Origin of the sequence: Sorangium sp. So ce363, assembly GCF_051520435.1 — a bacterium.
GTDB lineage: Bacteria > Myxococcota_A > Polyangia > Polyangiales > Polyangiaceae > Sorangium > Sorangium cellulosum_B.
In genome coordinates, this window is sequence record NZ_CP150333.1 from 8,258,833 (window position 1) to 8,283,586 (window position 24,754).

The window sequence follows — 24,754 nt, forward strand, 5'->3', positions numbered from 1 at the left end:
CGCTTGACACCGGCAGGCAGGCCCGGCAGTCTTCAATCTGTTAATCCGGATTGAGAGATTAAATATCTCGGTCCATGTCCGCCGCGTGAGACGGGCCTCGACCGTCCCCTGGACCGCAAGCCGGGCGACGGCGGGCCCCGGGCCGCCCAGCCCTCGCGGCAGAACGGCTGCCCCTGCGGCCGCAGCGCCCACGGGAAAGAAGCCCAGGAGATGAGCAGAGCCATGAACGGAAGCGAACGCCCCGCGCGCCTCGAGGAGATCCTCGAACACCGGATCCTGTGCCTCGACGGCGCGATGGGCACGATGATCCAGCGCTACCGCCTGGACGAGGCCGACTACCGCGGCGAGCGCTTCCGCGACCACGCGATCGATCTCAAGGGCAACAGCGATCTCCTCGTGCTGACGCGGCCGGACGTCATCGCCGAGATCCACGGCGCGTACCTCGACGCCGGCGCCGACATCATCGAGACGAACACCTTCACGGGCACCTCGATCGCCCAGGCCGACTACCGGCTCGAGTCGCTCGCCTACGAGATCAACCTGACCGCGGCCCAGATCGCCCGGAAGGCGGCCGACGCGTGGACGGCGCGCGCGCCCGGCAAGCCGCGCTTCGTCGCGGGCGCGATGGGGCCGACGCCGAAGACGCTGTCGATCTCGCCGAGCGTGAACGACCCCTCGTTCCGCGCCGTCGGCTTCGACGAGCTGCGGCGGGCGTTCGCGGAGCAGGTGCGCGGGCTCGTCGACGGGGGGGTCGACGTGATCCTCGCGGAGACGTTCCTCGACACGCTGAACATGAAGGCGTGCCTCGTCGCGATGGAGGAGGTCTTCGCGGAGAAGGGGCGGCGCCTGCCGATCCTGCTCAGCGTGACGATCACCGACAGGAGCGGCAGGACGCTCTCCGGCCAGACGATCGACGCCTTCTGGACGAGCGTGGAGCACGCGAACCCGCTCAGCGTCGGCCTCAACTGCGCCCTCGGCGCGAGCGACATGAGGCCCTACCTCGTGGATCTCGCGAAGCTCGCCCGGGCGCGGGTGAGCTGCTACCCGAACGCGGGCCTCCCCAACGCGTTCGGCGAGTACGACGAGCTCCCGGAGACGACGTCGCGGCTGCTCGCGGAGTTCGCGGAGAGCGGGCTCGTGAACATCGTCGGCGGCTGCTGCGGGACGACGCCGGATCACATCCGCGCGATCGCCCGGGCGACGGCGGAGCTCCGGCCGCGGTCCGTGCCCGCGGACCGCGACGGCTTCGGGCGCTTCGCCGGCCTGGAGACGCTCGTCATCCGACCCGACACGAACTTCCTGATGATCGGCGAGCGGACCAACGTGACCGGCTCGGCCCGGTTCATGGAGCTCATCAAGAAGGGCGACTTCACGACCGCGCTGGAGGTGGCGCTCGATCAGGTGCGCGGCGGGGCGAACCTCCTCGACGTGAACATGGACGAGGGCATGCTCGACTCCGAGCAGGCGATGACGACCTTCCTGAATCTCGTCGCCACCGAGCCCGAGATCGCCCGCATCCCGATCATGGTCGACAGCTCGAGGTGGTCGATCATCGAGGCGGGGCTCAAGTGCATCCAGGGCAAGGGGATCGTCAACTCGATAAGCCTCAAGGAGGGGCCCGAAGACTTCCTCGAGAAGGCGCGCGCCGTGCGGCGCTACGGGGCGGGGGTCGTGGTGATGGCCTTCGACGAGATCGGCCAGGCCGAGACGGTGGAGCGCAAGGTCGCGATCTGCCAGCGCGCGTACAGGCTGCTCACCGAGGAGGCGGGCTTCGATCCGCAGGACATCGTCTTCGACCCGAACATCCTCGCGATCGCGACCGGCATCGAGGAGCACAGCGACTTCGCGAAGAACTTCATCGAGGCGACGCGGATCATCAAGGCGACCTGCCCGGGGGCGCGCGTGAGCGGCGGCGTGTCGAACCTGTCGTTCTCGTTCCGCGGGAACAACGTCGTCCGCGAGGCGATGCACTCGGCCTTCCTGTTCCACGCGATCCGGGCCGGAATGGACATGGGCATCGTGAACGCGGGGCAGCTCGCGGTCTACGAGGACATCCCGAGGGATCTGCTCGAGCGGGTGGAGGACGTCCTCTTCAACCGGCGCCCGGACGCGACCGAGCGGCTCGTCGAGCTCGCCGAGCAGGTGAAGGGCAAGGGCAAGAAGAAGGAGCTCGACCTCGCCTGGCGCGACGGCCCGGTCGAGGAGCGGCTCTCGCACGCGCTCGTGAGGGGGCTCGTCGACTTCATCGAGGCGGACGTGGAGGAGGCGCGGAGGAAGTACGAGAGGCCGCTCTCCATCATCGAGGGGCCGCTGATGGACGGGATGAAGGTCGTCGGCGAGCTGTTCGGCGCCGGGAAGATGTTCCTGCCGCAGGTGGTGAAGAGCGCCCGCGTGATGAAGCGCGCCGTCGCGCACCTGCTGCCGTTCATGGAGGCCGAGAAGGCCGCCGGGGGCTCGTCGTCGCAGGGGAAGGTCGTGATGGCGACCGTGAAGGGCGACGTGCACGACATCGGCAAGAACATCGTGGGCGTGGTGCTCGGGTGCAACAACTACGAGGTGATCGACCTCGGCGTGATGGTGCACCAGGACAGGATCCTGGAGGCGGCGCTGCGCGAGGAGGCCGACATGATCGGGCTGAGCGGCCTCATCACGCCGTCGCTCGACGAGATGGTCAGCGTGGCGCGCGAGATGGAGCGGCGCGGAATCCGGCTGCCGCTGCTCATCGGCGGGGCGACGACGAGCCGGCAGCACACGGCGGTGAAGATCGCGCCGGAGTTCAGCGGGACGGTGGTGCACGTGCTCGACGCGTCGCGGGCCGTGGGCGTGGTGTCGAGCCTGCTCGATCGGGCGAACCGGCCGGCCTTCGACGCGCAGAACCGGGAGGAGCAGCGCCGGCTGCGCGAGCTCTTCGCGAGGAAGCGGGCGAAGCCGCTCGTGACGCTCGCCGCGGCGGACGGGGGGCGGCTCGAGATCGCGTGGCGGCCCGAGGACATCGCGAGGCCGTCGTTCACGGGGCGCCGCGTGGTGGAGGTGCCGCTCTCGGAGGTCGCGAGGTACATCGACTGGACGTTCTTCTTCACCGCGTGGGAGCTCAGGGGGCCGTTCCCGCAGATCCTGGAGCACCCGCAGTACGGCGAGGCGGCGCGCGAGCTGTTCGATCACGCGCAGAAGGTGCTGCAGCGGATCATCGAGGGTCGCCTGCTCGAGGCGCGGGGCGTCTATGGCTTCTGGCCGGCGAGCGGCGAGCAGCGGGACATCGTGCTCTACGCGGACGAGGCGAGGGAGCGGGAGCTCGTCCGGTTCAACATGCTGCGCCAGCAGCAGGTGAAGGGGCAGGGCGGCGCCGAGGAGGACGGAGACGGCGGCGACAAGGCCGCGGGCGGGGTGAGGCCGCACCTGTCGCTGGCCGACTTCGTGGCGCCGCGGGAGCGCGGGCTCGCCGATCACGTCGGCGCGTTCGCGGTGACGGCGGGGCTCGGGCTCGACGAGATCGTGCGCGCGTACGAGAAGGACAGGGACGACTACAGCGCGATCATCGCGAAGGCGCTGGCGGACCGGCTCGCGGAGGCGTTCGCCGAGCTGCTCCACGAGCGGGCGCGCAAGGACTGGGGGTACGGCGCGGGAGAGGCGCTGACGAGCGAGGATCTCATCGAGGAGAAGTACCGGGGGATCCGGCCGGCGTTCGGGTACCCGGCGTGCCCGGATCACACCGAGAAGCGCAAGCTGTTCGCGCTGCTCGACGCGCCGTCGGTCGGCATCGAGCTGACGGAGAGCTGCGCGATGACGCCGGCGGCGAGCGTCAGCGGCATCTACCTGGCGCACCCGAAGGCGCGGTATTTCATGGTGGGGCGCCTCGGCAGGGATCAGGTCGCGGACTACGCGAAGCGCAAGGGGATGACGGTCGAGGAGGTGGAACGGTGGCTGTCGCCGAACCTGGGGTATGACCCGAAGGCGGCTGTCGAGGGGGAGAGCGCCGTCGTGGCGGCGTGACGGCGGACGGAAGCGGCGATGTGCCCACGGGCGCACATTGCGGCGCAGGGACGGCGTCCGAGCGCGGCAGCGATCCGACGCAGACCGCGCGACGAACGTTGTGATAACAAGTTCCCTATGTCCGAGGCCGACTGGTTTGCGCTGAACCGCGCCGCCTGGAACGCGCGCACCCGCGTGCACCTGGCGTCCAAATTCTACGATCTGGCCTCGTTCCGGGCCGGCGCGAGCTCTCTCAAGCCGATCGAGCTCGAGCAGGTCGGCGATGTGCGCGGAAAGACGCTCCTCCACCTGCAGTGCCATTTCGGGCAGGACACGCTCTCCTGGGCGCGGCTGGGCGCCCGCGTCACCGGGCTGGACCTCTCCGACGAGGCCATCACGGCGGCGCGCGCGCTGGCGCAGGAGCTCTCGGTGGACGCGCGCTTCGTCGAGGCCAACGTCTACGACGCCCCCGAGGCCCTCGGCGGCGAGACGTTCGATATCGTCTTCACCTCGTACGGCGTCCTCGGGTGGCTCCCGGACATGACGCGCTGGGCGCGCGCGGCCGCGGCGTGCCTGAAGCCCGGGGGCGTCCTGCACGTCGTCGAGTTCCACCCCCTCGTGTGGATCTTCGACAATGCATTCGAGCAGATCGCCTATGCCTACGATGGGCACGGGGAGCCGATCGTCACCGAGGAGACAGGCACGTACGCCGACAGGAGCGCGCCCGTGACGCTGAAGGAGGTCGGCTTCAACCACGGGATCGGGACGGTGGTGTCGGCGCTCCTCGACGCGGGCCTCACGCTGGAGCGCCTGCGCGAGCTCGACTGGTCCCCCTACGACATCTTTCCGGACATGGTGGAAGGACCGCCAGGGCAGTTCCGCATGAAGAAGTTCGAGCGCCGACTGCCGCTCGTCTATGCGCTCGCGGCGCGACGGCGCGTCTGAGAGCGGGGCGCCCTCAGGCGGCGATCGCGTTCAGCGGGCTCGTCCGGCCGAGGCCGCCGTAGAGGTCCTGGACGCGGCCGAGCCACACGAGGAGGGGATCGTCGGCTTTGAGGAAGGGGGCGGTGGCGATCGACCCCACCCAGAGCAGGAAGCCCGCGACGATGTAGTCCGCATAGCCAGGGTTCGCCCCCGCGAGGAACGGCGCGCCCCCCTTGAGCGTGAACCGGACCGAATCGAAGCCGGCACGCGCCGCGTCGAGCCGCTCCGCGCGCCCGCTGGCCAGCTCCTCCAGCGTGGAGCCGAGCAGCTTCTCCCGGGTCTGCCGGAAGTAGGCGCGATCTCGCTCGTGGGCGTGGTCGTGGATGTCCTTCACATAACTCATCAGAAGCGACCTGCCGGCGCTCACGAACAGGCTGGCCTCGACGAAGCGGCAGAGCTCGCGCTCGGCCGGCGAGGCGAAGAGACGCGGCCGGTCGGGATACGCCTTGTCGAGGTGGTCCGCGATCGCCCAGGAGTCGGAGACGGTCTTTCCGCCATCGTCGATGATCGGCACGGTCTTGTGCGCGCCGCCCTCGATCGCTGGGATGTCCGTGAGCCCGACCGGCACGGTGTCGAACGAAAGGCCCTTGTGGGCCAGCGCGTACTTGATCCGCCAGCAAAAGGGGCTCGGCCGGCGGTCGTCCCGCACCTGGAGATCGTAGAGTCGGATCGCTGTCATGGCGGCGGCCATCTTCCGGTCGGGCTGCGCGCCGCGGCAAGCCCCTCGCACGCTCAGGGCGCCGTCGTCCCCCGGCCGCGGCCGTCACTTACCATCACCTGCACAGGACGCGCTCGTCCAGGGGGAGGCGCGGGCTGCGCTCCGGGCGCGCGAAGCTGTCGGGTGACCGCAGCACGTCGCCGAGGCGCGCGTCGGCCAGCGCCACGAGCGCGGCCGGCGCGGCGGGCAGCGGTCCGTCGCACGGGATGGACTGCACCATCGCGTAGACCATCGGTCCGCGCTGGAGGAGGCTCTCGTACAGCGCGTGGCCGAAGACGAGCGCCGCGGCCTCGCCCCGCTGCACGGCGTCCCGCACCTCGCCGGCGCAGCGCTCCAGATCGGAGGCATCGCCGAGGAGGGGCGCCTCGCGCGCGTTGTTGTGGAGCAGCAGGAGCCCGCCCTCGTCGAGGAGCGCGAGCCCGTCCAGCTCGCGCGTGCGCGCCGGAGGGAGCGCCTCCGCGCCTGGATGGAGGCGCGCGGCGATCGCCCGGTGCTGGCGCGCGTGGAGCTCCGCCTTCGCGCGCGGGAAGGCGCCCCACACCAGCATGTTGAGGAAGTCGTGCCAGTTCCTCGGACGCGTCGGCACGCAGCCCTCGACGTGGATGCGCGCGTCGTAGAGCGCCGAGGGGTCGACGGGCCCGCGCCGCCCGCGCCGACGAGGCCGCGGCTTTTGCTCCGCAAAGCGCACGGGGAACCCCTCGCCGAGCGCCCGGTTGTAGTCCTCGACCGACGGCCAGCCGGCGCACCCCGCGAACGCCTCGGCCAGGGGGCGGATCGGCCAGTAGAGCCGGCTCTTCCCGTGGAAGAGCGGCTCCCAGGGAACGGAGGTGCTCTCTGGCGCGCCGCTCGGGTGCGGCGCAGCTCGGCCGGCGGCGCTCACGCCGCGCAGCGTAGGAGCAGCGCGGCGAGAGCTCAAGCTGCGCGCAAGGCGGCGCCGCGACGCGCTGAGCGCAAGGCGGCGCCGCGACGCGCTGAGCGCGAGGCGGCGGCCACGCGGCGGGACCAGGGCCGCCGGCCGCCCGGCAGGCCCGCGGTGGACCGAGCACACAGAGCGGGTCAGCAGGGCGCCGGTATCCCGAGACTCCCTGTTTCAACTCACCCAGCTTCCCTGGATATCCATGCTCGCCCTCATGCAGCCATCACGCAACGAGAGCTCGTGCCAAGCCTGGAGTGACGGCTGTTCGCCGTGGACGTGGCTGCGACGGATCTGCCCCCACGCCCGCCGCCCGCGTGTCATCCTGAGATAACGAGATGGCTCGCCTCGAGGACCGCCTGCCAGAGAACGCCCCCGGCGATTACTTCGTCGACCGGTCGTGCATCGACTGCGACGTATGCCGCCAGCTCGCCCCCTCGGTGTTCGCGCGCGCGCCCGCCGTCGAGCAGAGCATCGTCGCTCGCCAGCCCGCGACGCCGGACGAGCACCTCCGCGCGGCCATGGCGCTGGTGTCGTGTCCGACCGCCTCCATCGGCACCTCCGCACCGGCGGCGGGGATGGCCGCCGCGACCTTCTCCTTCCCCGAGCCGATCGACGAGGATGTCTATTATTGCGGCTATACCTCGTCGTCCTCGTTTGGCGCGGCGAGCTACCTCATCCTGCGACCCGAGGGCAACGTGCTCGTCGACTCGCCCCGCGCCGCCAGGCCGCTCATGAAGCGCATCCGCGAGCTCGGCGGCGTCCGGACCCTGGTGCTCACCCACCGCGACGACGTCGCCGATCACCGGATCTTCCGCGACAACTTCGGGTGCGATCGCGTGATCCACGAGGACGACATCGACGACGGAACAGCGCTCGCCGAGGCGAAGATCAAGGGGCTCGACCCCGTGGCCCTCGCGCCCGATCTCACGTTGATCCCCGTCCCGGGCCACACGCGGGGCAGCGTCGCGCTCCTCTTCCGGGACCGGTACCTCTTCACCGGGGACCATCTCTTCTTCTCCGGCGAGCTCGGGCGACTCGACGCGTCGCGCGACATCTGCTGGTATTCCTGGGCGGAGCAGATCCGCTCGATGGAGCGCCTCCTCCAGCACCGGTTCACGTGGGTCCTGCCAGGCCACCTCCGCCGGTACCGCGCTCCCTCCGAGGACGCCATGCGCGCCGAGCTCGCCGAGCTCATCGATCGCATGAAGATGGCGTGACGCGCGCACAGGCCCACGCGCGCCTCGACGTGCGCGCGGGCAGGCGCGCGCTTCGGCGAGCGGCCCGCCTCGGTCCGCCGGGCGCCGTGGTACGATCGCGTCCCTGATGACGCCGGACCTCATCGTTCGCGGGTTGCGGGTGGTCACCGGGGGCGCCGTGCGGCCAGCCTCGGTGCACATCCAGGGCGGCACCATCGTCTCCGTCGCCGGCTACGACGAGCTGCCGGAGGGCTGCCCCGTCGTGGACGCTCAGGGCGCGGTGGTGATGCCCGGGCTGGTCGATGCACACGTGCACATCAACGAGCCCGGGCGGACCGAATGGGAGGGCTTCGAGACGGCGACGCGCGCCGCGGCCGCGGGCGGCGTCACGTCGCTCGTCGACATGCCCCTCAACAGCATCCCGCCGACGACCACGGTCGCGCACCTCGAGAAGAAGGCGCGCGCGGCGGAGGGCCGGTGCCTCGTCGACGTGGGCTTCTGGGGCGGCGCCGTCCCGGGCAACGCGGGAGAGCTGGTCCCGCTGCTCGAGGCCGGCGCGCTCGGCTTCAAGTGCTTCATGGTCGACTCGGGCGTGGCGGAGTTCGGCCACGTCGCCGAGGCGGACCTCAGGGCCGCGCTCGAGGTGCTCGCGGGCACGGGGGCGCCGCTGCTCGTGCACGCCGAGCTCCCCGGCCCCATCGACGCGGCGCGCGCGGCGATCGCCGGCCTGGATCCGCGCACGTACGCCGCCTACCTGCGCTCGCGCCCGCGAGAGGCGGAGGACCAGGCCATCGCCCTGCTCGCGTCGCTCTGCCAGGCGACGGGCGCGGCGGCGCACGTGGTCCACCTCTCGTCGGCCACGGCGCTCGACATCCTGCGGCGGGCGCGCGACGGCGGCGCCGCGCTGTCGGCCGAGACGACGCCGCACTACCTGCACTTCGCCGCCGAGGAGATCCCGGACGGCGCGACGCCCTTCAAGTGCGCTCCGCCGATCCGGGAGCGGCAGAACCGCGAGGAGCTCTGGGCCGCGCTCGCGGGAGGCCTCATCGATTTCGTCGTCTCCGATCACTCCCCGTGCACCCCCGAGCTCAAGCGGCTCGAAGCCGGCGACTTCGACGCCGCCTGGGGCGGGATCTCGAGCCTGCAGCTCGGCCTGTCGATCGTCTGGACCGACGCCCGCCGCCGGGGCATCCCGCTCGAGCGGCTCGCGGACTGGCTGTGCCGCGGGCCCGCGAGGCTCGCCGGATTGCGCCGCAAGGGGGAGATCGCGCGCGGGTTCGACGCCGATCTGGTGCTCTGGGATCCCGACGCCAGCTTCCGGGTCGAGCCGCCGACCCTCCAGCACCGGCACAAGGTGACGCCGTACGCCGGGGAGGAGCTCCACGGCGTCGTGGAGGCCACCTACCTTCGCGGCGAGAAGGTCCATGAGCGCGGGAGCTTCCCCGCGGAGGCGAGAGGGCGATGGCTGAAGCGAGAGGGGTGACGGGGCCGGCGTTCGCGGAGGCGCTCGATCTGGCCTCGGAGCGCCTGGGCGGCGCGGTGCTCGCGGCGAACGACGAGTTCTTCGCGCCGAAGGAGAACCTGCTCAAGGCAGGGAAAGCGGTGTTCCTTGAGCACGAGTACACCGATCGCGGGAAGTGGATGGATGGCTGGGAGACGCGCAGGCGCCGGACTCCCGGCTTCGACTGGTGCCTCGTCCGGCTGGGGCTGCCAGGGATCCTCCGCGGGGTCATCGTCGATACGGCGTTCTTCCGGGGCAATTACCCCGAGCACTGCTCCATCGAGGCGTGCGCGGCGCGGCCCGACGCGCGGGTCGAGGACTTGCTCGACCCACGGACGCACTGGGTCGAGATCCTGCCGCGCTCGCCGCTGGCCGGCGACTCGCAGAACGCGTTCGAGCTGAGCAGCTCTTCGCGGTTCACGCACCTCCGCCTGAACATCTACCCGGATGGCGGCGTGGCGCGGCTCCGGGTGCACGGCGACGCCCTCCCCGACGTCCACCGGCAGGGCCGCCCGGGCGCGGAGATCGACCTCGCGGCCGCGGAGAACGGCGGGCGCGTGCTCTCGTGCAGCGACATGTTCTTCGGGGTGCGCCACAACCTCATCATGCCCGGCCGGGCGGCGAACATGGGAGACGGCTGGGAGACGCGGCGCCGGAGGGGGCCCGGGTACGACTGGGCGCTCGTGGCGCTCGCGGCTGAGGGCGAGATCGCGCGGATCGAGGTCGACACGAACCACTTCAAGGGCAATTACCCCGACAGCTGCATGATCGAGGGGATCGACGCGGCGGGGCGCCCCGCGGCGGAGCTCGCCGGCGCGGGCGAGTGGCGGGAGATCGTGCCGCGGACGAAGCTCCAGGCGCACACGCGCCATCTCTTCGAGGAGGAGCTCCGCGCGACGGGGCCGTTCACGCACGTGCGCCTGAACATCTATCCTGACGGCGGCGTGAGCCGGCTCCGGATCTTCGGCAAGGCGACCCGGAGCGGGGCGGCCGAGCAGCGGCTCCGCTGGCTCAACGCGCTCACGGAGCCGGAGGCCGAGGCGGAGCTCCGCGTGGCGTGCGGCTCGTCGGCGTGGGCGTCGCAGATGGCGGCGGCGCGGCCGTTCCGCGACGAGGAGCACCTCTCCGCGGCGGCGGCGCAGGCCTTTGCGCGGCTCGCGCCGGAGGACTGGCTCGAGGCGTTCCGCGCGCACCCCCGCATCGGAGAGACCAGGCCGCAGGCGGAGGCCGCGGAGGCAAGCGCGACGGCGAGGCGCTTCTCCAGCCAGGAACAGGCGGGGATGAGCGCCGCGGCGGTGGATACGCGGGAGGCGCTCGCGCGCTTGAACCGCGTCTATGACGAGAAGTTCGGGTTCATCTACATCGTCTGCGCCACAGGGAAGAGCGCGGACGAGATGCTGGCGGCGCTGCGCGCGCGGATCGAGCACACGCCGGAGCAGGAGCTGCCCATCGCCGCGGACGAGCAGCGAAAGATCACGGCGATCCGGCTGAAGAAGCTCCTGTGGGGCGGATAGAGCCCCGGGGCGCGGCCCTCGAGGAGGGAGCGCGTCGGGCGAGGGGAGCGCCGGCGCGTCGGGTGTCCGGGCGATCGGGTGTCCGAGCGTGGGGCGCTCAGCGCGAGAGCTGGCCTCGCAGCGCGCCGTCGGGGAAATCGGCGGTGCGCACGGCGACATAATACCTCTCCGGATCACCGAGCAACGCGCTCAGATCGTCGCGGGCCGCGCTCACGCAGCCGCTGGAGCTGCCGCCTGTCGGCGGCATCAGCGTGATGATCCCGCGGCCCGCGCGGCCGGCGGAGCCCTCGTGGATGCGCGCCGCGGTCGCCGGCGCGATGCCGGCCACCGCGAGGTCGAAGCAGACCTCGCCGCGGTCGAGATCGAGCGTGACGCGGGCCGTGCCGCTCCCCTTCGGGTCGCCGGGGCCGGGCACTTCGTCTTGCCCCGTGAGCGCCGCCGTGAGCGAGCGGACCGGGCGCTCAGGCAACGCCGCGCGCGCCAGCGCCGTCGCGAGGAGGCCGGCGCCCAGCGCGAGCATCGTGAGGTGTTGCATGTCTCCCTCCTGCACATCACGGGGATGTGCGATTCGAGGGCGCCACGAAGAGCAAAGACGACGCCGCCCACGCGCCGCGAGCCGCCCCGCACGTCGGTCGATCGCGGGGGCGGCGAGGAGGCCGCGACGGACACGGCGATTCGCCCGATCGCCGAGGCGCGCTGGAGAGAGACAGAGGCGGACAGCGGACCCGGATCGGCACACGACGCGGGGAATCGGCGTCGCCTGCGCGAGGTGGCAAGGCGGCCCGTGCTCCACACGGGCGGACAGGCCGCGGGCGCGGCCAGAGCAGCGGTGGAGGCATCCGCATGAGCACGCCCGGTCCGTCGCGGGCGGGGGCTCAGGGTTGACGACGAGTCCGCCTTCTGCCAGGAGACGGACGCGCGCGAAGCGCGCGGAGAGCACGGCGGAGGCACACGATGAGCACAGAGATCTCGAAGACCGACAACGACGACTGGACCATGCCCAAGCTCATCGCGCTCGCGTTCACGACGCTCCTCGTGGCCTTCTCGGTCATCTACCTCATCTCGCCCTGAACGGCGCCCGTTCGCCCGTTCCCCGGCGCGCGCCGGCCCCACGAAGGGCGGCGTGCGCTACAGCTTCCTGGCGCAGCGCACGCCGAGCGCGTCCGTCACATCGGTCGGGTCCCAGCCGGTCCGCAAGCGAGCGGAGAGGTCCTCCGGTCTAGGCTGCCACCAGCTGCCGCCGCGGATCACCCGCGCGGAGCCGCGCTCGACGTTCGCGCAATCACGGCACGGCTGGGGGTACGTCCCCTCGAAGTCCAGGGTCCACTCCCACACGTTCCCCGCGAGGTCGGCCTGCCCCCACCGACCATCACCCCTCGGCGATTTCGATCCGACGACGGCGCTGCCCGTCATGTCGAACACGGCGTAGGTCGAGTTCGGAAACGCGTTGCCCCACGGATACGCCCGCTGCTCGCTCCCGCCAGCCGACGCGTAGTCCCACTCCGCCTCTGTCGGGAGCCGCCCGCCGTCCCAGGCGCAGAAGGCGAACGCGACGAACCAGCTCACGCAGCTGATCGGCTTGAGCTCGTTCCCGCCCGCGTCGTCAGTCCACGAGTGCAATCCCGGGTTGCACTTCAGGTCATCCCTCAACGCCGCCTGGCTCGCGGGCAGACGGGAGTCCCACGCAGCGTCCCAGCCGCTCCGCTGGATCGCCGGGTGAGCTCCAGCGCCGGCCGCGGGTCGGCTCGCGGGATACGCCTCGACGAACTTGCGGAACCGTCCGACGGTGACCTCGTGGCGATCCAGGCGCAGGTCGCTCACCTCCGCCGGATACGCCGCGTCGTTGCTCCGGTCGTACCGGCCACCCGGAACGCGCGGGCTCGCGCAGCAGGGCTGGTTCCGATCCGGCCCGCAGGTCTCGCCCGCCCCGGTCTCGCCCAGGCGGCAGCTCGGCGGCAGGATGCACCGGCCCGCGCCGCACCACCCAGCGCAACCGGCAAGACCCCACCGCCCGTCGCTGCCGCACACCTCGATGAGATCGCCGGCGCACCGCGCCTCGTCGGGAGAGCACTCGACAGGGGTCCCCCCGCCCCCGCCTGCGTCACCGCCGCCGGCCTCGCCGCCCCCAGCCGCTGCGCCGCCGGCCTCGCCGCCACCCGTCGCGCCACCACCCGTCGCGCCACCGCCGCCGGTCGCACCGCCCCCCGTCGCGCTGCTGCCAGCCCCGCCGCTGCCAGCCCCGCCGCCACCGACCGCCGTGCCCGACCCACCACCTGCTCCGCCGCCAGCGCCGCCGTCGCCATCGACGAAGCTCCGCACCTTCTGCTCGCAGCCCGGCCCGAGCGTGGCCATCGCGACGGCCAGCCAGCCAGCACCGCGCCGGCGATCCCGAGCTTCACCCGAACGAATCCGTAGAGCGCCCACCGTTCACCCTCACAGTCGCCCACCGACGGGCACCCGCCATCGTATCATGTGGGACACCTCCTTCACCCCGCCCGACCGTCGACCTCGCGGCGCCTCCGGGCGCACCACGGACGGCAGGCGCGCGCGTCGCGCTCGCCGCGCAGGACGGCGCTCTCGCGCGGGTGCGCGCTCAGCTGCCTCGGTACGTGGTGTAGCCGTGAGGGCTGAGCAGCAGCGGGACGTGATGGTGCTGCGCCGGGTCCCGGATCTCGAAGAGGATCGACACCGTGGGATAGAAGCTCTCGCATCCGAGCGCCGCGTAATAGGCGCCTGTGTGGAAGGTGAGACGGTAGCGGCCCTGGAGGGGCCGTTCGCCGGGCGGCAGCAGCCCCTTCTGCCGGCCGTCGCCGTCGGTCGTGCCCCGTCCGACCTCCCTGTAGGCGCCGTCGTCGCCGACCTCCAGCACCACGAGCACGCCGCTCGCCGGGCAGCCCCGTGACGTGTCCAGCACATGCGTCGTGATCGCGCTCATCGGTCCTCCTCGCCGCTCGGGCCCTCCGCGAACCGGGCCATTCCGGTGCTCTCCTATCACGCGCTCCGGCGCGCCACGATGGCCTGAAAGGATCGGCCCCTGAGCTCGTCCGGCGTGAGCCCGGTCCTCTCCGCCGCCTCGCCCTCCGTCATCGCCCCCGCGCCGATCGCGCGCAGGAAGAAGCCCAGGAGGCCCTGCCCCGTCGCGGCGTCGTCGAACACCGTCCCGGCGACGGTCGCCTGGGCGGCCCGCTCGACGAAGCTCCGCAGCCGCGCGGCGGCCGCATCGACGCCCTCCAGGAAGAACGCGTACGTGGCGGCGTAGCGGACCGGCAGCTCCGCGGGGTGGAGGTCCCAGCCCTGGTAGTAGCCGCTCTCGAGCGCGCGGCGAACCTGACCGTACTTCAGCCGCCACGCGCCCACGACGGCGCGACGGTTCTCCTCGCTCTGCTGCGGCGTGAGCGGCGCGCCGCCGGGGCGCGCGCGGTGCGGGCCGACGGGCAGGAGGTTGCTCGCGCCGTCGGAGAGCCAGAGCCCCGAGCCGGCAAGCGCGACCTGCATCACGTGCCGCGCGAAGTCGCACGCCGGGTGGGCGAGGTGCTGATGGGCGGCCGTGATCTCGCAGCTCGCGGTGTAGTCATAGGCCCCGAAGTGCGCCGCCACGCACCGCCCACGAGCCGCCTCGACCAGCCCGGGCAGCGCGATCTCCCCGCGCGGGCCGATGATCGACGCCGGCGTCTCGACCATCAGCTCGATCCGGATCGAGCCGGCCGGCAGCCGCAGCGCGCCCTCGAGCGCGTCGAGGGCGTCGGCCAGGGCGGCGACCTGCTCGGGCGCGACCACCTTCGGCAGCGTCACCGCGAAGGCGTGCGGGAGCGCGCCGCCCGACGCGGCGATGAGCGCCGAGAAGAAGACGTCGAGCGTCCTCAGGCTCCGCTCGGCGCACCCGTCGCCGAGCGGCTTGATCCTGATCCCGAGGAACGGAGGCAGGCTGCGCGCGGCCATGCCGAGGGCGACCTCGCGCGCGGCGGCGGCGGCGTGCGCGTCCTCCTCGTTTCCGGGGCGCACGCCGTAACCGTCCTCGAAATCGATGCGCAGGTCCTCCACGGGCTCGCGGCGGAGCTTGTCGAGCACGCGCGCGTGCACCGCGTGCGCGAGCCGCGCAGCCCCGGAGGCGCCCTCGGCCGCGCCCCCGCCCGCCTCGATCGCGGCCGCGAGCGCGAGGGCGTCGGCGCGCCCCTCCGGGAGCCCCTCGGCCCCCGGCAGGCCGATCGCCCGCGCGAAGACGGCGAAGTCGGGCGCGTGCTCCTCGACGGCGCGGAGGGCCACCGCCCCGAGCTTCCGGGCCGTGTCGGCCTTGAACAGGTGGGCGCCGCCGTAGACGATATGGACCGGCTGGCGCGCGCCCGTGTGGTCGAAGACAGAACGCCCGCTGCGGAGGCGCGAGAGCGCGCCGCGCAGCGCTTCGGAGGAGAGGCTCGTCTGGAACATGGTGTGCCTTCAGCGGGTAGGGCGCACACGAGATGCCGCCTGACTCGGCACGTCAAGTGGCGCTCGCGCTCCTCGCGAGGAGGCGCCATGCTGCGACCCGCGCCGCTCGAGCGAACGCGAGGAGCGCCGCGCGCGGCGGCGGCGCTGCGCGCGCAACGGGGGCACCGGCGCCGCCGTTGCGCGCGCAGCGCTCGGGGTGTATCCGTCGTTGGAGGACTTGAATCGATGATGAGACGCCGAGACTTTCTTCGCGCCACCCTGGTGACCGCTGGTTCGGTGGTCGTGCCGACTGCCTGCTCCGATGATGGTGACGCCGTCGGCGCATGCGACGCGCACGAGGATGACGGGTTCTTCCCGCAGTCGGTGGCCTCCGGCGATCCGCGGCACGATAGCGTCGTGCTGTGGACCCGGCTCATCGATAGCAAGCAGCCGCAGTCGGATCTCAACCTGGCGCTCGTGGTCGCGCTCGACGAGGGGTTCACGCAGCTCGTGGTGCTCAACCCGAGCTCCGACAACGTGGCCACGGTGGGGTCGGGCAGCACGCAGCTCCGCGTGACCGCCCGGGCGGAGTTCGATCACTGCGTCAAGATCAAGGTGAACGGCCTGAGCCCCGGCACCACGTACTATTACCGCTTCTACTACATCACAGGAGAAGGCTGCGTCCGCTCGCGCGTCGGGCGCACGCGGACGGCGCCCGCGCGGGGCGCGGACGTGCCGGTGCGCTTCGCCTTCGTGTCCGGCCAGGACTACATCGGTCGCTACTACAACGCTTATGTGGCCCTGGCGAAAGAGGAGCTCGACTTCGTCGTCCACCTCGGGGGCTACATCCACGAGACGACCGGGAACCCGAGCCTCCAGGCCCCCCCGGGGCAGCGCGGCATCTCCTTCTCCGACGTGGACGGCGCCATCGCCTTCCAGCCGGCGGAGGGCGCGGCCTACCACGCGGCCAAGTCGCTGAGCAATTACCGGGAGCTCTACAAGACGTACCGGTCCGACCGGGCGCTACAGCGGGTCCACGAGCTCTTTCCCATGATCGCTGTCTGGGGCGATCACGAGTTCTCCGACGATGGCCACGGCGCGACGGCGGCCTATCTGGACGGCCGAGAGCCGGAGACGGACGAGTACCGGCGCAAGGCGGCGAACCAGGCCTGGTTCGAGTACATGCCGGCCGAATACCCGAATGATCCGAAGGGCGACGAGTTCCGCTACGACAGCGCGGTCGAGTACCCGGACGACATCACCATCTACCGGGACTTCTCGTTCGGGAAGCACGTCCACCTCGTGATGACGGATCTCCGCTCCTACCGCGCGGATCACCTGATCCCGGAGGACGCCTTTCCGGGGAAGGTCATCGCGCGGAAGGCGGACATAGAGGCCGAGTTCAACGAGCCAGAGATCGAGGCGTTGGCCCCCTACAGGAGCCACTACATCGAGGACATCGACGTGTTGATTCGATACAAGGACGCGCTGGAGATCGCCGCTCCCCTGCTCGGCTTTGACCCGCTCCTCGGGTTCGCTCAGAACGAGTCGCCGCGCCCCATCAGCGCCAGCGTCGTCAACGAGATCGTCGCGAAGCTGAACGAGCAGAGGCCCGAGACCGAGCCGGTGCCCCTCATCAGCGCAAGCGAGATGAGCTTCATGGACGTCGGGTTCGCCTACGCCGATCTCGGAAAGACGGACTATTACAGCGCATTCGGATCGCGTTACCTCGTCGTCAAGGAATCCTTCGACCCGATCTCGAGGATCGCTCTCAAGGCCGACGAGGCGCGCGGGGTCGTCATGGGAGACGCGCAGAGAGCCTGGTTCAAGAAGACGATGGAGGACTCCCGGAGCACCTGGAAGGTATGGGGGAACGAATACCCCCTTTCACAGCTCGTCCTCGCCCACACCACGCAACCCGCGGAGCCCGAGCAGGAGTCGCTCACCCGGCACTTCTACCTGAGCTGTGACGGCTGGGACGGCTTCCGCAAGGAACGGGACGAGCTCATCGGGATGCTCGCCGCGGTCGAGGGCAATGTGGTTTCGATCACCGGCGATCTCGGCGCCTTCCTCGCAGGGACGGCCGCCGTGGAGGGCGCCACGGCCAAGATCGTGGAATTCGGCGGCGCCGCGATCTCGTCGGCCACGTACCGCTCGGTGCTGACGAAGCAGCTGGCGAGCCATCCGACGCTGAAAGACGTCCTGGAGGCGGAGGACATCGACATCGACGACAGCATGCAGAAGGCCAATCCGTACCTCGCCTTCAGCAACGCCACGAGCAACGGGTTCTGTATCGTCGAGGCGAATGCCGACGAGTTCGTCGTGAGCATGCACATGATCCCCGAAGGCGCGCTCGCCGCCCCCCTGTACGACGAGACCGGCGCGGCGGCGCTCGACGAACAGATCACGATCGCGCGGTACAAGACGAGGGCGGCCGAGTCCGAGCTGTACTGGGAGGACGGGGGCACCTGGAAGCAGTGGATCCCGGACACCGCGAACTAGAACGCAGAATCCATCGGCCGAGCTGGGCGGCCAGCGCCGCCGACCAGCTCGGCCGTCGACACGCAGCTCTGGGCGCGAGCGACGGCTGCCGCTAGCGCGCCAGCATCACCACGGTGCCGTCACGGCAGGCGATCGCCATCCGCTCCTCGCCGGCAGGGATGACGGCGACCGGCGCCGAGCAGACGCGCTCGGCCGCGATGGAGACATTGCCGTCCGCCTCGACGACGCCGGCGCGTCCGCCCGCGCGCACGAAGCCGACGCGGCCGGTGCGATCGATCACCACCGGCGGGCTCGGCTTCGCGTCCACCGGGCCGAAGAAGCCGGAGAGCCCGGCGTCGGCGGGTGGGGACCCCGGAGGAGGCCTGTCGATTGCGACCCGGAACGCCAGGTCGCCCGACGCGTTGACCCCGAGGAGCAGTCCGGTCGTCGACAGGACCACGGCCACGCCCCCGGCGCCGATGGCGGGCGGCCCGTCGAGCGCGCTGAAGGCCGCGCCGGCGCGGACCCCGGCGGTCCCTGTCGGCAGATCCAGCGCGACCAGGCGGCGGGCGTCGACGACCGCGAGCAGCGTGCGGGCGTCGGCGAGGGCCGCGCCGCGGCGAGGCACACCGCCGAGAGAGCCGAGCCGCCTCGGCGCGCCGGGTGGACGCCAGGTCAGCACCGCGCCCGATTCGGTGGTCACGAGCGTGCCTTCAGGGCCCGCGAGCAAGGCGCCCGTCGCGCGATCCGCGATCTCGGCGCGGGCGCGCACGGTCCCGTCCGCGGCGAGCTCGACGAGGGAGCGCCCCAGGGCCGCCACGAGCCCGCCGTCGTCGAGCGCGAGGGGCGTCACGTCGGCGTCGCGCCCCCGGAGGCCGAGGGGGACGGCGAAGCGCACGCTCCCCGCGGGCGTGAGCCCGACGGCGACGCCGGACGAGGTGATCAGCGCGAGGGTGCCGTCGCTCGTGAGCACGGCGGGCGCGAGCGGCGCGCTGTCGCCGATGCGCACGCGCCAGCGCTCCCGGCCGTCCGCGCCGAGCTTGACGACCTCGGGGACCGTCAGCGTGAGGAGGAGATCGCCCGCGGCGTCCGCGAGCGGCGCAGCGTCGATCCCGCCGCGGAGCTGCTTTCGCCACGCCTCGCGCGCCGGGAAGGGCAGCCGCGCGGCGGAGCGGCCCGTGCGGCGCGCGTCGAGCCGCTCGCTCGGGGCGAAGCCGCGGGGCGCGCCGACCACGATCGTGTGCGGCCGGCTCGTGTCGACCGCGTCGGCGAAGGCGAGCGGCGCCGCGGCGGAGAGCAGGAGCGCGGCCGCGGCGAGGCCCGCCGTCCGGGCGCGACGCGGCCTTCTCGGGCTGGGCGCCGTGGTGCGCGCGGCGCTCATCGGCCACCCTTCACGGTGAACTCGACCTGCACCTCGGGGATCTCGGCGCCGCCCGGCGCGACGAACGGCGGCGCGACGCTGCCGTAGGCGGTGAGCATGTCCCCGCGCTGGGCGGGGTTGTCGGCGCCATGGACGAGGCGGACCTTGCACGCCTCCGGAGAGCGCGGCGCGGCGCCCGGGCTCGCGCTCGCGGCGGCCGCGCCGCCCTCCTTGCAGCCGGACGCGGGCGGGATCGAGAGCAGGATCAGCGTCGCGTATCCCTGCCGGCGCACCTCGAGGACCTCGCCGGTCAGCGCGATCGGCTTGCCGATGGGGTCCTTCCCGCCGGCGGCGAGCTCGGCGTACCCGATCGGACCGCGGCCGGCGAACTCCTTCGCGGCGGCGTCGAGCCGGTCGACGCGGCGCACCGCGAGCTTCGCGATGCGCGGCGCCATCCCCTGCATCTTCGCGCGCACCTCGAACTGGGTCGCGCCCACGGACGAGACGTTCATCACGTGCGCGAAGGTGCCGTCGGGGCGAACCGCGATCGGGTGCGCGCCGGCGAAGATCTGCGCGCCGCGGGCCGTGCGCCCGGCGAGGACGAAGCTCTCCTTGTCGATGACCACGCTCGGGCCGGGCGACTCGATGGTGAGCGGGACGATGCCGACCGCGACGCTCACCATGCCCTGCTCGCGCGGGCCGTCGGGCGGCGTGACGGTGTACGGCACCTGCCGGCTCAGCGTCTTCGTCTCGTCCGAGGGCCCCGCGACCGCGTCGGTGACGTCGATCGACTCGATGGCCCGGCCGCTCGTGAGCGCGACCTCCTTGCCGTCGAGGATCACCTGCGTGCCCTTGCTCGCCTCGACAACGACCTGGATCGAGGGCCGCTCTCCTTGCAGCGTGCCGAGGTCGGGCCGGATCCGGTAGGCGACGTGGATGGAGACGCCGACCGTCTCGTCGCGCCCGCTGCCGGGGCGGTCGATGGCGACCTTCATCCGGTTTTCGCCGACGGAGAGCGGGCTCGCGAGCGGGATCTGCGCGACGCGGCCGGCGGTGATCGCGCGCCCCTCGCCGATGGAGACCGCGGTGCCGTCAGGACAGCTGTCGCACCGGAGCTCGATGACCTCGCGGCCCCCGGCGTCGGCGCGGGCGCGCGCGGTCACCGGGGGCGCGCTCGGCCAGAGGAGCGCGAACAGGACCGCGCCGAGCGCGAGCACGCCGCCCGCGACGACGACGGCGACGGCCCGACGCGACGTGCGCGGGCGCCTCTCGCCCTTCGGCGGCGGGAGCCGCTGCTTGAGGCGATGAGGGCGCATGAGCGCCGGGTTCTGCAGCGGAGGGGCGCGGAAGCGCGCCGGCGTGATCGTGGCGCCGAGCTCTCCGGCCGGCTGGTAGCGCGCGTCGAGCTCGGGATCGGGCTCGGGGTCGGCCGGGGCGCCGGGCGCGAGCGGCGCGATGCCCGGCCGGGCGACGCCGACCAGCGTCCGCGACACGGCGGGCAGCGGCACCGGAGCGCGCGGCGCCGCGAGGCCCGGGGCGATCGGCACGGTGTGGTCGAGGCGCAGCTCGCCCGGCGCAGCGTGGAGCGGCGCGGCCGGCGCAGCGTGGAGCGGCGCGGCCGGCGCTGCGGGCGCGTCGAGGCGCGCTCCCGGGGCCACGGAAGCCGGGGTCCCGACGACGAGCGTGCCACCGGCCAGGCGCGGATCGGCCTGCGCTTGCGCCGGCGCCGCCCCGAAGATCGCGGCGGGCATGCCGACGATCGTGCGCGAGGCGGCGGCCGGCCCGCCGGCCATGGGCGGCAGCGCGGCCTGGCCGGGGCCCGCGCCGCCCGGATCGGCGGGGGCGGACGGCGTCTGTCGGAGCAGGTCGGGGAGCGTGACGCCGACCATGGTGCGGGCCGCGGGCTTCATGCCGTAGTAGCCGGCCGCTCCGCCCGGCGGCGCGAGCGCGGCGCCGCAGTGCGGGCACGCGATCGAGCCCTCGGGTACGGGTCTCCCGCAGTGCGGGCAGTGCATGGCGCCATGGTAGCGAGGAACCGCGGCGCGGTCAGGCTCCGGGCGCTGCGGCCGGCGCGCGGCGCCTCCCCGGCGGCCGGAAATGCCGGCAAAACGTGCGAGAGGCGCGCGAGGAAGCCCCCCCGCGGCGCCGGAGCGGGCGCACAGCGCAACAGTTGGCCCTGGCGTGGCAGGTAGGCTAACGCGGGACGTATGCTCGCGAAGCGCATCATCCCGTGCCTCGACGTCAAGGACGGCCGCGTCGTGAAGGGCGTCCGCTTTGTGGGGCTGCGGGACGCCGGCGATCCCGTCGAGGCCGCCCGCCGTTACGACGCCGAGGGCGCGGACGAGATCACGTTCCTCGACATCACCGCGTCGCACGAGAAGCGCGGCATCATCCTCGACGTCGTGGCGCGCACGGCGGAGGTGCTGTTCACGCCGCTGACGGTCGGAGGCGGCGTCAAGTCCGAGCAGGACATCAAGGCGCTCCTCGACGCGGGGGCGGACAAGGTCGCGATCAACACGGCCGCCGTCAACGATCCCGACCTCGTGCGGCGCGCCGCGGACCGCTGGGGTGCGCAGGCGATCGTCGTGGCGATCGACGCGCGCCGGATCGCGGATCCCTCGCGCGTGGCCTGGACGGTGGTGACCCACGGCGGCCGTCGGGACACGGGGCGCGACGCGGTCGCGTGGGCCGAGGAGATCGCGCGGGCGGGCGCGGGCGAGCTGCTCGTCACGAGCATGGACCGCGACGGCACGCGGGACGGCTACGACCTCCTGCTGACCGCCGCCATCGCGCGGGCCGTGCCGGTCCCGGTGATCGCCTCGGGCGGCGTCGGGACGCTGGATCACCTGCGCGCCGGCCTCGTCGAGGGCGGCGCCGACGCCGCGCTCGCCGCGTCGATCTTCCACGACGCCGAGTACACGATCGGCGAAGCGAAGGCGTACCTCGAGGCGGCGGGGGTGCCGGTCAGGCCGGCGCGCGCGGGCGGGCCGGGCGACGCGGCGGGCCGGGGGCGCTCGTGAGCGCTTGCGTCACGCTGGAGGAGGTCGTCGCGGCGGCGCACGCGCGGAGCGCCTCGCTGGTGCCGGAGACCTCGGGTTACCTCGCGCTCGCCGTCAGCGACGCGACGTCGCGCCTGCCCCTCAGGCTCGACGATCGCGCGGTGCTGCTCACGACCGAGGGCACCGTCACGGTGCGCACGCGCGGCGACGCGGTGGCGCCGGCCGAGGCCGCGCGGCTGCTCCGCGACCTGCTCGCCCGGCTCCTCGCCGTGTCCGCTGGCAGCATGCCCAACCTCACGGCGACGGCGCGCCCGCGCCCCGCGCACGAGCAGGACCCGGAAGCCGTCGCGCGGGAGCTCGAGGCCGCGCTGATCCCGGTGAACCGCAACGCCGCCCGGCGGGCGCTGGCGCGGCTCGCCCGTGAGACGCTGCGCGCCAAGGAGGCCGGTCGGCTGAGGCGCCCGCGCCCGGAGGTCCAGGCGAAGCCTGCGGCGCCGGAAGCGGACGAGATGCCGCCGCCGCAAGCGGAGCAAGCGCGGCGCGATGCGACCGCCGCTGCCGCGTGCGGCGACGCCCCCGCTGCCGCGCGCGGCGACGCCCCCGCTGCCGCGCGCGGCGACGCCCCCGCTGCCCCGCTGCCGAATCCCATCGTGGAGCTCACGCTCAGCCCCGGCCCGGTCGCACCTGCGGTCGTGGAGCTCACGCTCAGCCCCGGGCTCGTCGCGTGTGCAATCGCCGGGGTGGCGCTCCCGGCGCCTGCGAGCGCAGGCGATGCTGCCGGGGCGGTAGCTGTCGCGCCGTGTCCCGAGAACCCGTCGGCGCCTGCGCACGCCGGCGAGCAGGTCGAGGCGCTGCCGGAGCCGACCCCGACCGTCGTGCAGGCGGTGGTTGAGCTCCATGGGGCCGCAGCGCCGGCCGAGATCCCGGTCATCCCGGAGCTCATCGAGCCTGCTCGGACGATCGCGCCGGTGGCGCCGCTCGCGCGCGCGGCGGCGGAGATCGCTCCTGAAGAAGCGCGGCCCGTGCCCGCGCCATCGCTCGTCGTCGGCGGCTCCTCTGCCTGCAGCGAAGCGCTCACGAGCCCCGAGGGGATCGAGGTGCTCCTCGTCGACTTCTCCCCTGCTCCCGCCGCCGTCGCGCTGTCTTCCCGGGAACCGACGCCGACCGATTCGATCCTCGTCGAGCTCTCCCCGGATCCCGCCGAGGTCGCGCCGCTCTCGCAGGAGCCGACGCCGACCGTGGCCATGGCCGTCTGGGAGGAGAGGGAGGCCGCCGACGGGGCCGTGCTCTCGCACCTGGCGGACGCGCCTGCCAGCGTGAGCGAGGTCCCGGAGTTCATCGAGACGTCGCGCGCGCCCGCCATCCAGTTCATGGCGGCGGACGCGGCGCTCCAGGTCACACCGGCCTATGGCGCCTGGCCGCTCGTTCGTCGGGCACACCTCGCCGTGCCCGCGGTTCCTCGACCGGCCGTCGCGCCGTTCGATGAGACACCAGCAGCGCGTCACACGCTGCCCTGGCCCCTTCCGGCGCAGCGCGACGACGACGCTCCGGCCGCGCCGCCCCCGACGGCTCCGGCCGCGCCGATCGAGGCCTTGCTGGCGGCGGAGGCCGACGGTCCGGAAACCGCGCACGCCGGCGCGCCGCCCGCGGACGCAGCACCCCAGGAACTGTCCGCGGACGCAGCAGCTCCCGAGGAACCGTGCGCCGATCTGGCTCCCGAGCAGCCCCCCGCTGATCTGGCTCCCGAACAGCCGCCCGCGGACGCAGCTCCCGAGCAGCCGCCCGCTGTTCTGGCTCCCGAGGAACTGCCCGCAGACGCAGCTCCCGAGCAGCCGCCCGCTGTTCTGGCTCCGGAGGAGCCGCCCGCGGACGCAGCTCCCGAGCAGCCGCCCGCTGTTCTGGCTCCGGAGGAGCCGCCCGCAGACGCAGCTCCCGAGCAGCCGCCCGCTGTTCTGGCTCCGGAGGAGCCGCCCGCAGACGCAGCTCCCGAGCAGCCGCCCGCCGATCTGGCTCCCGAGGAACTGCCCGCAGACGCAGCAGCTCCCGAGCAGCCGCCCGCCGATCTGGCTCCCGAGCAGCCCCCCGCTGACCTCGCGCCCGCGGATGCAGCATCAGCGCAGCCTCCCGCCGACGCAGAGCCGCAAGAGACGCCGTGCCCGGCGGAGCTCGGTCCCATCGATGCGATCGTGTGGAACGCCTCGCGGCGATCCCGGAGCGCGCGCCCTCCCGCGGATGGCGTCGGTGCAGGCGCTTCCCGGGTCGACGAGCTCGTCGCGCGCTTCGTCGCGCAGTCCGAGCACAGCGCGCAGCGCCGCGCGGCGCGCAGCATGAAGGCGCTCGCTGGCCTCGACCTCACCCTCACGCCGCCGCCGGTCGCTGCTGTCTCCGGCACCTCCGCGCGCGCCATCCCCGGCGCGCGCCCGCCGCTCGCCGGGGCGCTGAGCCCCGTTGCATCCGAGCGCGCCACGCCCGGATCCGCTCCGGTCGCCCTGATGGACGACGGCAGCAGGCCGCCTGTGCCGCTGGTGGCCCCGCGCCGGCGAGGTCTGTCCTTGTGGCTTGCGCTCCTCGCGCTCGCCCTGCTCTGCGCCGGGCTCGCTGGAACGCTGCGGCCGGAGGTCTTCGCCTCGCTGACGGAGCCGCTCGCACGGGGGGCGCTCCAGATCGTCCCGCGCGCCGAGGCGAGGACGCCCTCCCCTCACGATTGACGTT

The 24,754-nt window shown here is 73.0% G+C and carries 16 protein-coding genes; 8 read left to right on the forward strand and 8 right to left on the reverse strand.

Annotated elements, in window-relative coordinates:
• Positions 1–222 precede the first annotated feature (222 nt).
• Positions 223–3,990 carry a methionine synthase gene (metH, locus tag WMF12_RS30970; protein ID WP_437851175.1) on the forward strand — a complete coding sequence of 1,256 codons (3,768 nt, stop codon included), beginning with the start codon at positions 223–225 and terminating at the stop codon, positions 3,988–3,990.
• A gap of 117 nt (positions 3,991–4,107) precedes the next feature.
• Positions 4,108–4,914 carry a class I SAM-dependent methyltransferase gene (locus WMF12_RS30975; protein WP_437851177.1) on the forward strand — a complete coding sequence of 269 codons (807 nt, stop codon included), beginning with the start codon at positions 4,108–4,110 and terminating at the stop codon, positions 4,912–4,914.
• A gap of 13 nt (positions 4,915–4,927) precedes the next feature.
• Here the strand turns inward: WMF12_RS30975 and WMF12_RS30980 are convergent, their stop codons facing one another.
• Positions 4,928–5,632 (reverse strand): glutathione S-transferase family protein, encoded by a 705-nt coding sequence (locus WMF12_RS30980; protein ID WP_437851179.1) that lies wholly within the window; start codon positions 5,630–5,632, stop codon positions 4,928–4,930.
• Positions 5,633–5,726: 94 nt separating this feature from the next.
• Positions 5,727–6,551: a DUF3025 domain-containing protein gene (locus tag WMF12_RS30985; RefSeq protein ID WP_437851181.1), complete on the reverse strand. Its 825-nt coding sequence runs from the start codon at positions 6,549–6,551 to the stop codon at positions 5,727–5,729.
• A gap of 371 nt (positions 6,552–6,922) precedes the next feature.
• On the opposite strand from WMF12_RS30985, the gene WMF12_RS30990 reads away from it, so the two are divergent.
• The 3 genes from WMF12_RS30990 to WMF12_RS31000 all read left to right on the forward strand — a co-directional run bounded on the left by WMF12_RS30990 (position 6,923) and on the right by WMF12_RS31000 (position 10,798).
• Positions 6,923–7,804, forward strand: coding sequence for an MBL fold metallo-hydrolase (locus WMF12_RS30990; protein ID WP_437851183.1), 882 nt, complete (start codon positions 6,923–6,925; stop codon positions 7,802–7,804).
• A 106-nt stretch (positions 7,805–7,910) separates the two neighbouring features.
• Positions 7,911–9,266, forward strand: a complete 1,356-nt coding sequence (allB, locus tag WMF12_RS30995) for an allantoinase AllB (protein WP_437851185.1) — start codon at positions 7,911–7,913, stop codon at positions 9,264–9,266.
• Positions 9,245–10,798 carry an allantoicase gene (locus tag WMF12_RS31000; protein WP_437851187.1) on the forward strand — a complete coding sequence of 518 codons (1,554 nt, stop codon included), beginning with the start codon at positions 9,245–9,247 and terminating at the stop codon, positions 10,796–10,798. Before allB ends, WMF12_RS31000 begins: the two co-directional genes overlap by 22 nt.
• A 97-nt stretch (positions 10,799–10,895) precedes the next feature.
• Here WMF12_RS31000 and WMF12_RS31005 read toward each other — a convergent pair whose 3' ends face one another.
• From WMF12_RS31005 to WMF12_RS31020, 4 genes are all read right to left on the reverse strand, one after another.
• Positions 10,896–11,333: a CHRD domain-containing protein gene (locus WMF12_RS31005; protein ID WP_437740271.1), complete on the reverse strand. Its 438-nt coding sequence runs from the start codon at positions 11,331–11,333 to the stop codon at positions 10,896–10,898.
• A gap of 593 nt (positions 11,334–11,926) precedes the next feature.
• Positions 11,927–13,150: a formylglycine-generating enzyme family protein gene (locus WMF12_RS31010; RefSeq protein ID WP_437851189.1), complete on the reverse strand. Its 1,224-nt coding sequence runs from the start codon at positions 13,148–13,150 to the stop codon at positions 11,927–11,929.
• Between the two features lie 241 nt (positions 13,151–13,391).
• Positions 13,392–13,733 carry a hydroxyisourate hydrolase gene (gene uraH / locus WMF12_RS31015; protein WP_437740273.1) on the reverse strand — a complete coding sequence of 114 codons (342 nt, stop codon included), beginning with the start codon at positions 13,731–13,733 and terminating at the stop codon, positions 13,392–13,394.
• Between the two features lie 56 nt (positions 13,734–13,789).
• Positions 13,790–15,223, reverse strand: coding sequence for a DUF6986 family protein (locus tag WMF12_RS31020; protein WP_437851191.1), 1,434 nt, complete (start codon positions 15,221–15,223; stop codon positions 13,790–13,792).
• 225 nt (positions 15,224–15,448) lie between these two features.
• On the opposite strand from WMF12_RS31020, the gene WMF12_RS31025 reads away from it, so the two are divergent.
• A complete protein-coding gene (locus tag WMF12_RS31025; protein ID WP_437851193.1) occupies positions 15,449–17,704 on the forward strand; it encodes an alkaline phosphatase D family protein in 2,256 nt (751 codons plus the stop codon).
• A gap of 91 nt (positions 17,705–17,795) precedes the next feature.
• Here WMF12_RS31025 and WMF12_RS31030 read toward each other — a convergent pair whose 3' ends face one another.
• Positions 17,796–19,064 carry a hypothetical protein gene (locus WMF12_RS31030; protein WP_437851195.1) on the reverse strand — a complete coding sequence of 423 codons (1,269 nt, stop codon included), beginning with the start codon at positions 19,062–19,064 and terminating at the stop codon, positions 17,796–17,798.
• A complete protein-coding gene (locus tag WMF12_RS31035; protein WP_437851197.1) occupies positions 19,061–21,058 on the reverse strand; it encodes a zinc-ribbon domain-containing protein in 1,998 nt (665 codons plus the stop codon). Before WMF12_RS31035 ends, WMF12_RS31030 begins: the two co-directional genes overlap by 4 nt.
• Positions 21,059–21,250: 192 nt before the next feature.
• On the opposite strand from WMF12_RS31035, the gene hisF reads away from it, so the two are divergent.
• Together hisF and WMF12_RS31045 are read left to right on the forward strand one after the other, a co-directional pair.
• On the forward strand, positions 21,251–22,063 hold the full coding sequence (gene hisF, locus WMF12_RS31040) for an imidazole glycerol phosphate synthase subunit HisF (protein WP_437851199.1): 813 nt from the start codon (positions 21,251–21,253) through the stop codon (positions 22,061–22,063).
• A complete protein-coding gene (locus WMF12_RS31045; protein ID WP_437851201.1) occupies positions 22,060–24,750 on the forward strand; it encodes a hypothetical protein in 2,691 nt (896 codons plus the stop codon). The genes hisF and WMF12_RS31045 overlap by 4 nt, the downstream gene beginning before the upstream one ends.
• The last annotated feature ends 4 nt before the right edge of the window (positions 24,751–24,754 follow it).

Bases quoted from the DNA above. Each gene is read 5' to 3' on its own strand.
- WMF12_RS30975 (WP_437851177.1), top strand. From the start codon at position 4,108: ATGTCCGAGGCCGACTGGTTTGCGCTGAACCGCGCCGCCTGGAACGCG.
- hisF (WP_437851199.1), top strand. From the start codon at position 21,251: ATGCTCGCGAAGCGCATCATCCCGTGCCTCGACGTCAAGGACGGCCGC.
- WMF12_RS30990 (WP_437851183.1), top strand. From the start codon at position 6,923: ATGGCTCGCCTCGAGGACCGCCTGCCAGAGAACGCCCCCGGCGATTAC.
- WMF12_RS31035 (WP_437851197.1), bottom strand. From the start codon at position 21,058: ATGCACTGCCCGCACTGCGGGAGACCCGTACCCGAGGGCTCGATCGCG.
- WMF12_RS31010 (WP_437851189.1), bottom strand. From the start codon at position 13,150: ATGGCCACGCTCGGGCCGGGCTGCGAGCAGAAGGTGCGGAGCTTCGTC.
- WMF12_RS31025 (WP_437851193.1), top strand. From the start codon at position 15,449: ATGATGAGACGCCGAGACTTTCTTCGCGCCACCCTGGTGACCGCTGGT.
- WMF12_RS31030 (WP_437851195.1), bottom strand. From the start codon at position 19,064: ATGAGCGCCGCGCGCACCACGGCGCCCAGCCCGAGAAGGCCGCGTCGC.
- WMF12_RS31020 (WP_437851191.1), bottom strand. From the start codon at position 15,223: ATGTTCCAGACGAGCCTCTCCTCCGAAGCGCTGCGCGGCGCGCTCTCG.
- allB (WP_437851185.1), top strand. From the start codon at position 7,911: ATGACGCCGGACCTCATCGTTCGCGGGTTGCGGGTGGTCACCGGGGGC.
- WMF12_RS31000 (WP_437851187.1), top strand. From the start codon at position 9,245: ATGGCTGAAGCGAGAGGGGTGACGGGGCCGGCGTTCGCGGAGGCGCTC.
- WMF12_RS31005 (WP_437740271.1), bottom strand. From the start codon at position 11,333: ATGCAACACCTCACGATGCTCGCGCTGGGCGCCGGCCTCCTCGCGACG.
- metH (WP_437851175.1), top strand. From the start codon at position 223: ATGAACGGAAGCGAACGCCCCGCGCGCCTCGAGGAGATCCTCGAACAC.
- uraH (WP_437740273.1), bottom strand. From the start codon at position 13,733: ATGAGCGCGATCACGACGCATGTGCTGGACACGTCACGGGGCTGCCCG.
- WMF12_RS30980 (WP_437851179.1), bottom strand. From the start codon at position 5,632: ATGACAGCGATCCGACTCTACGATCTCCAGGTGCGGGACGACCGCCGG.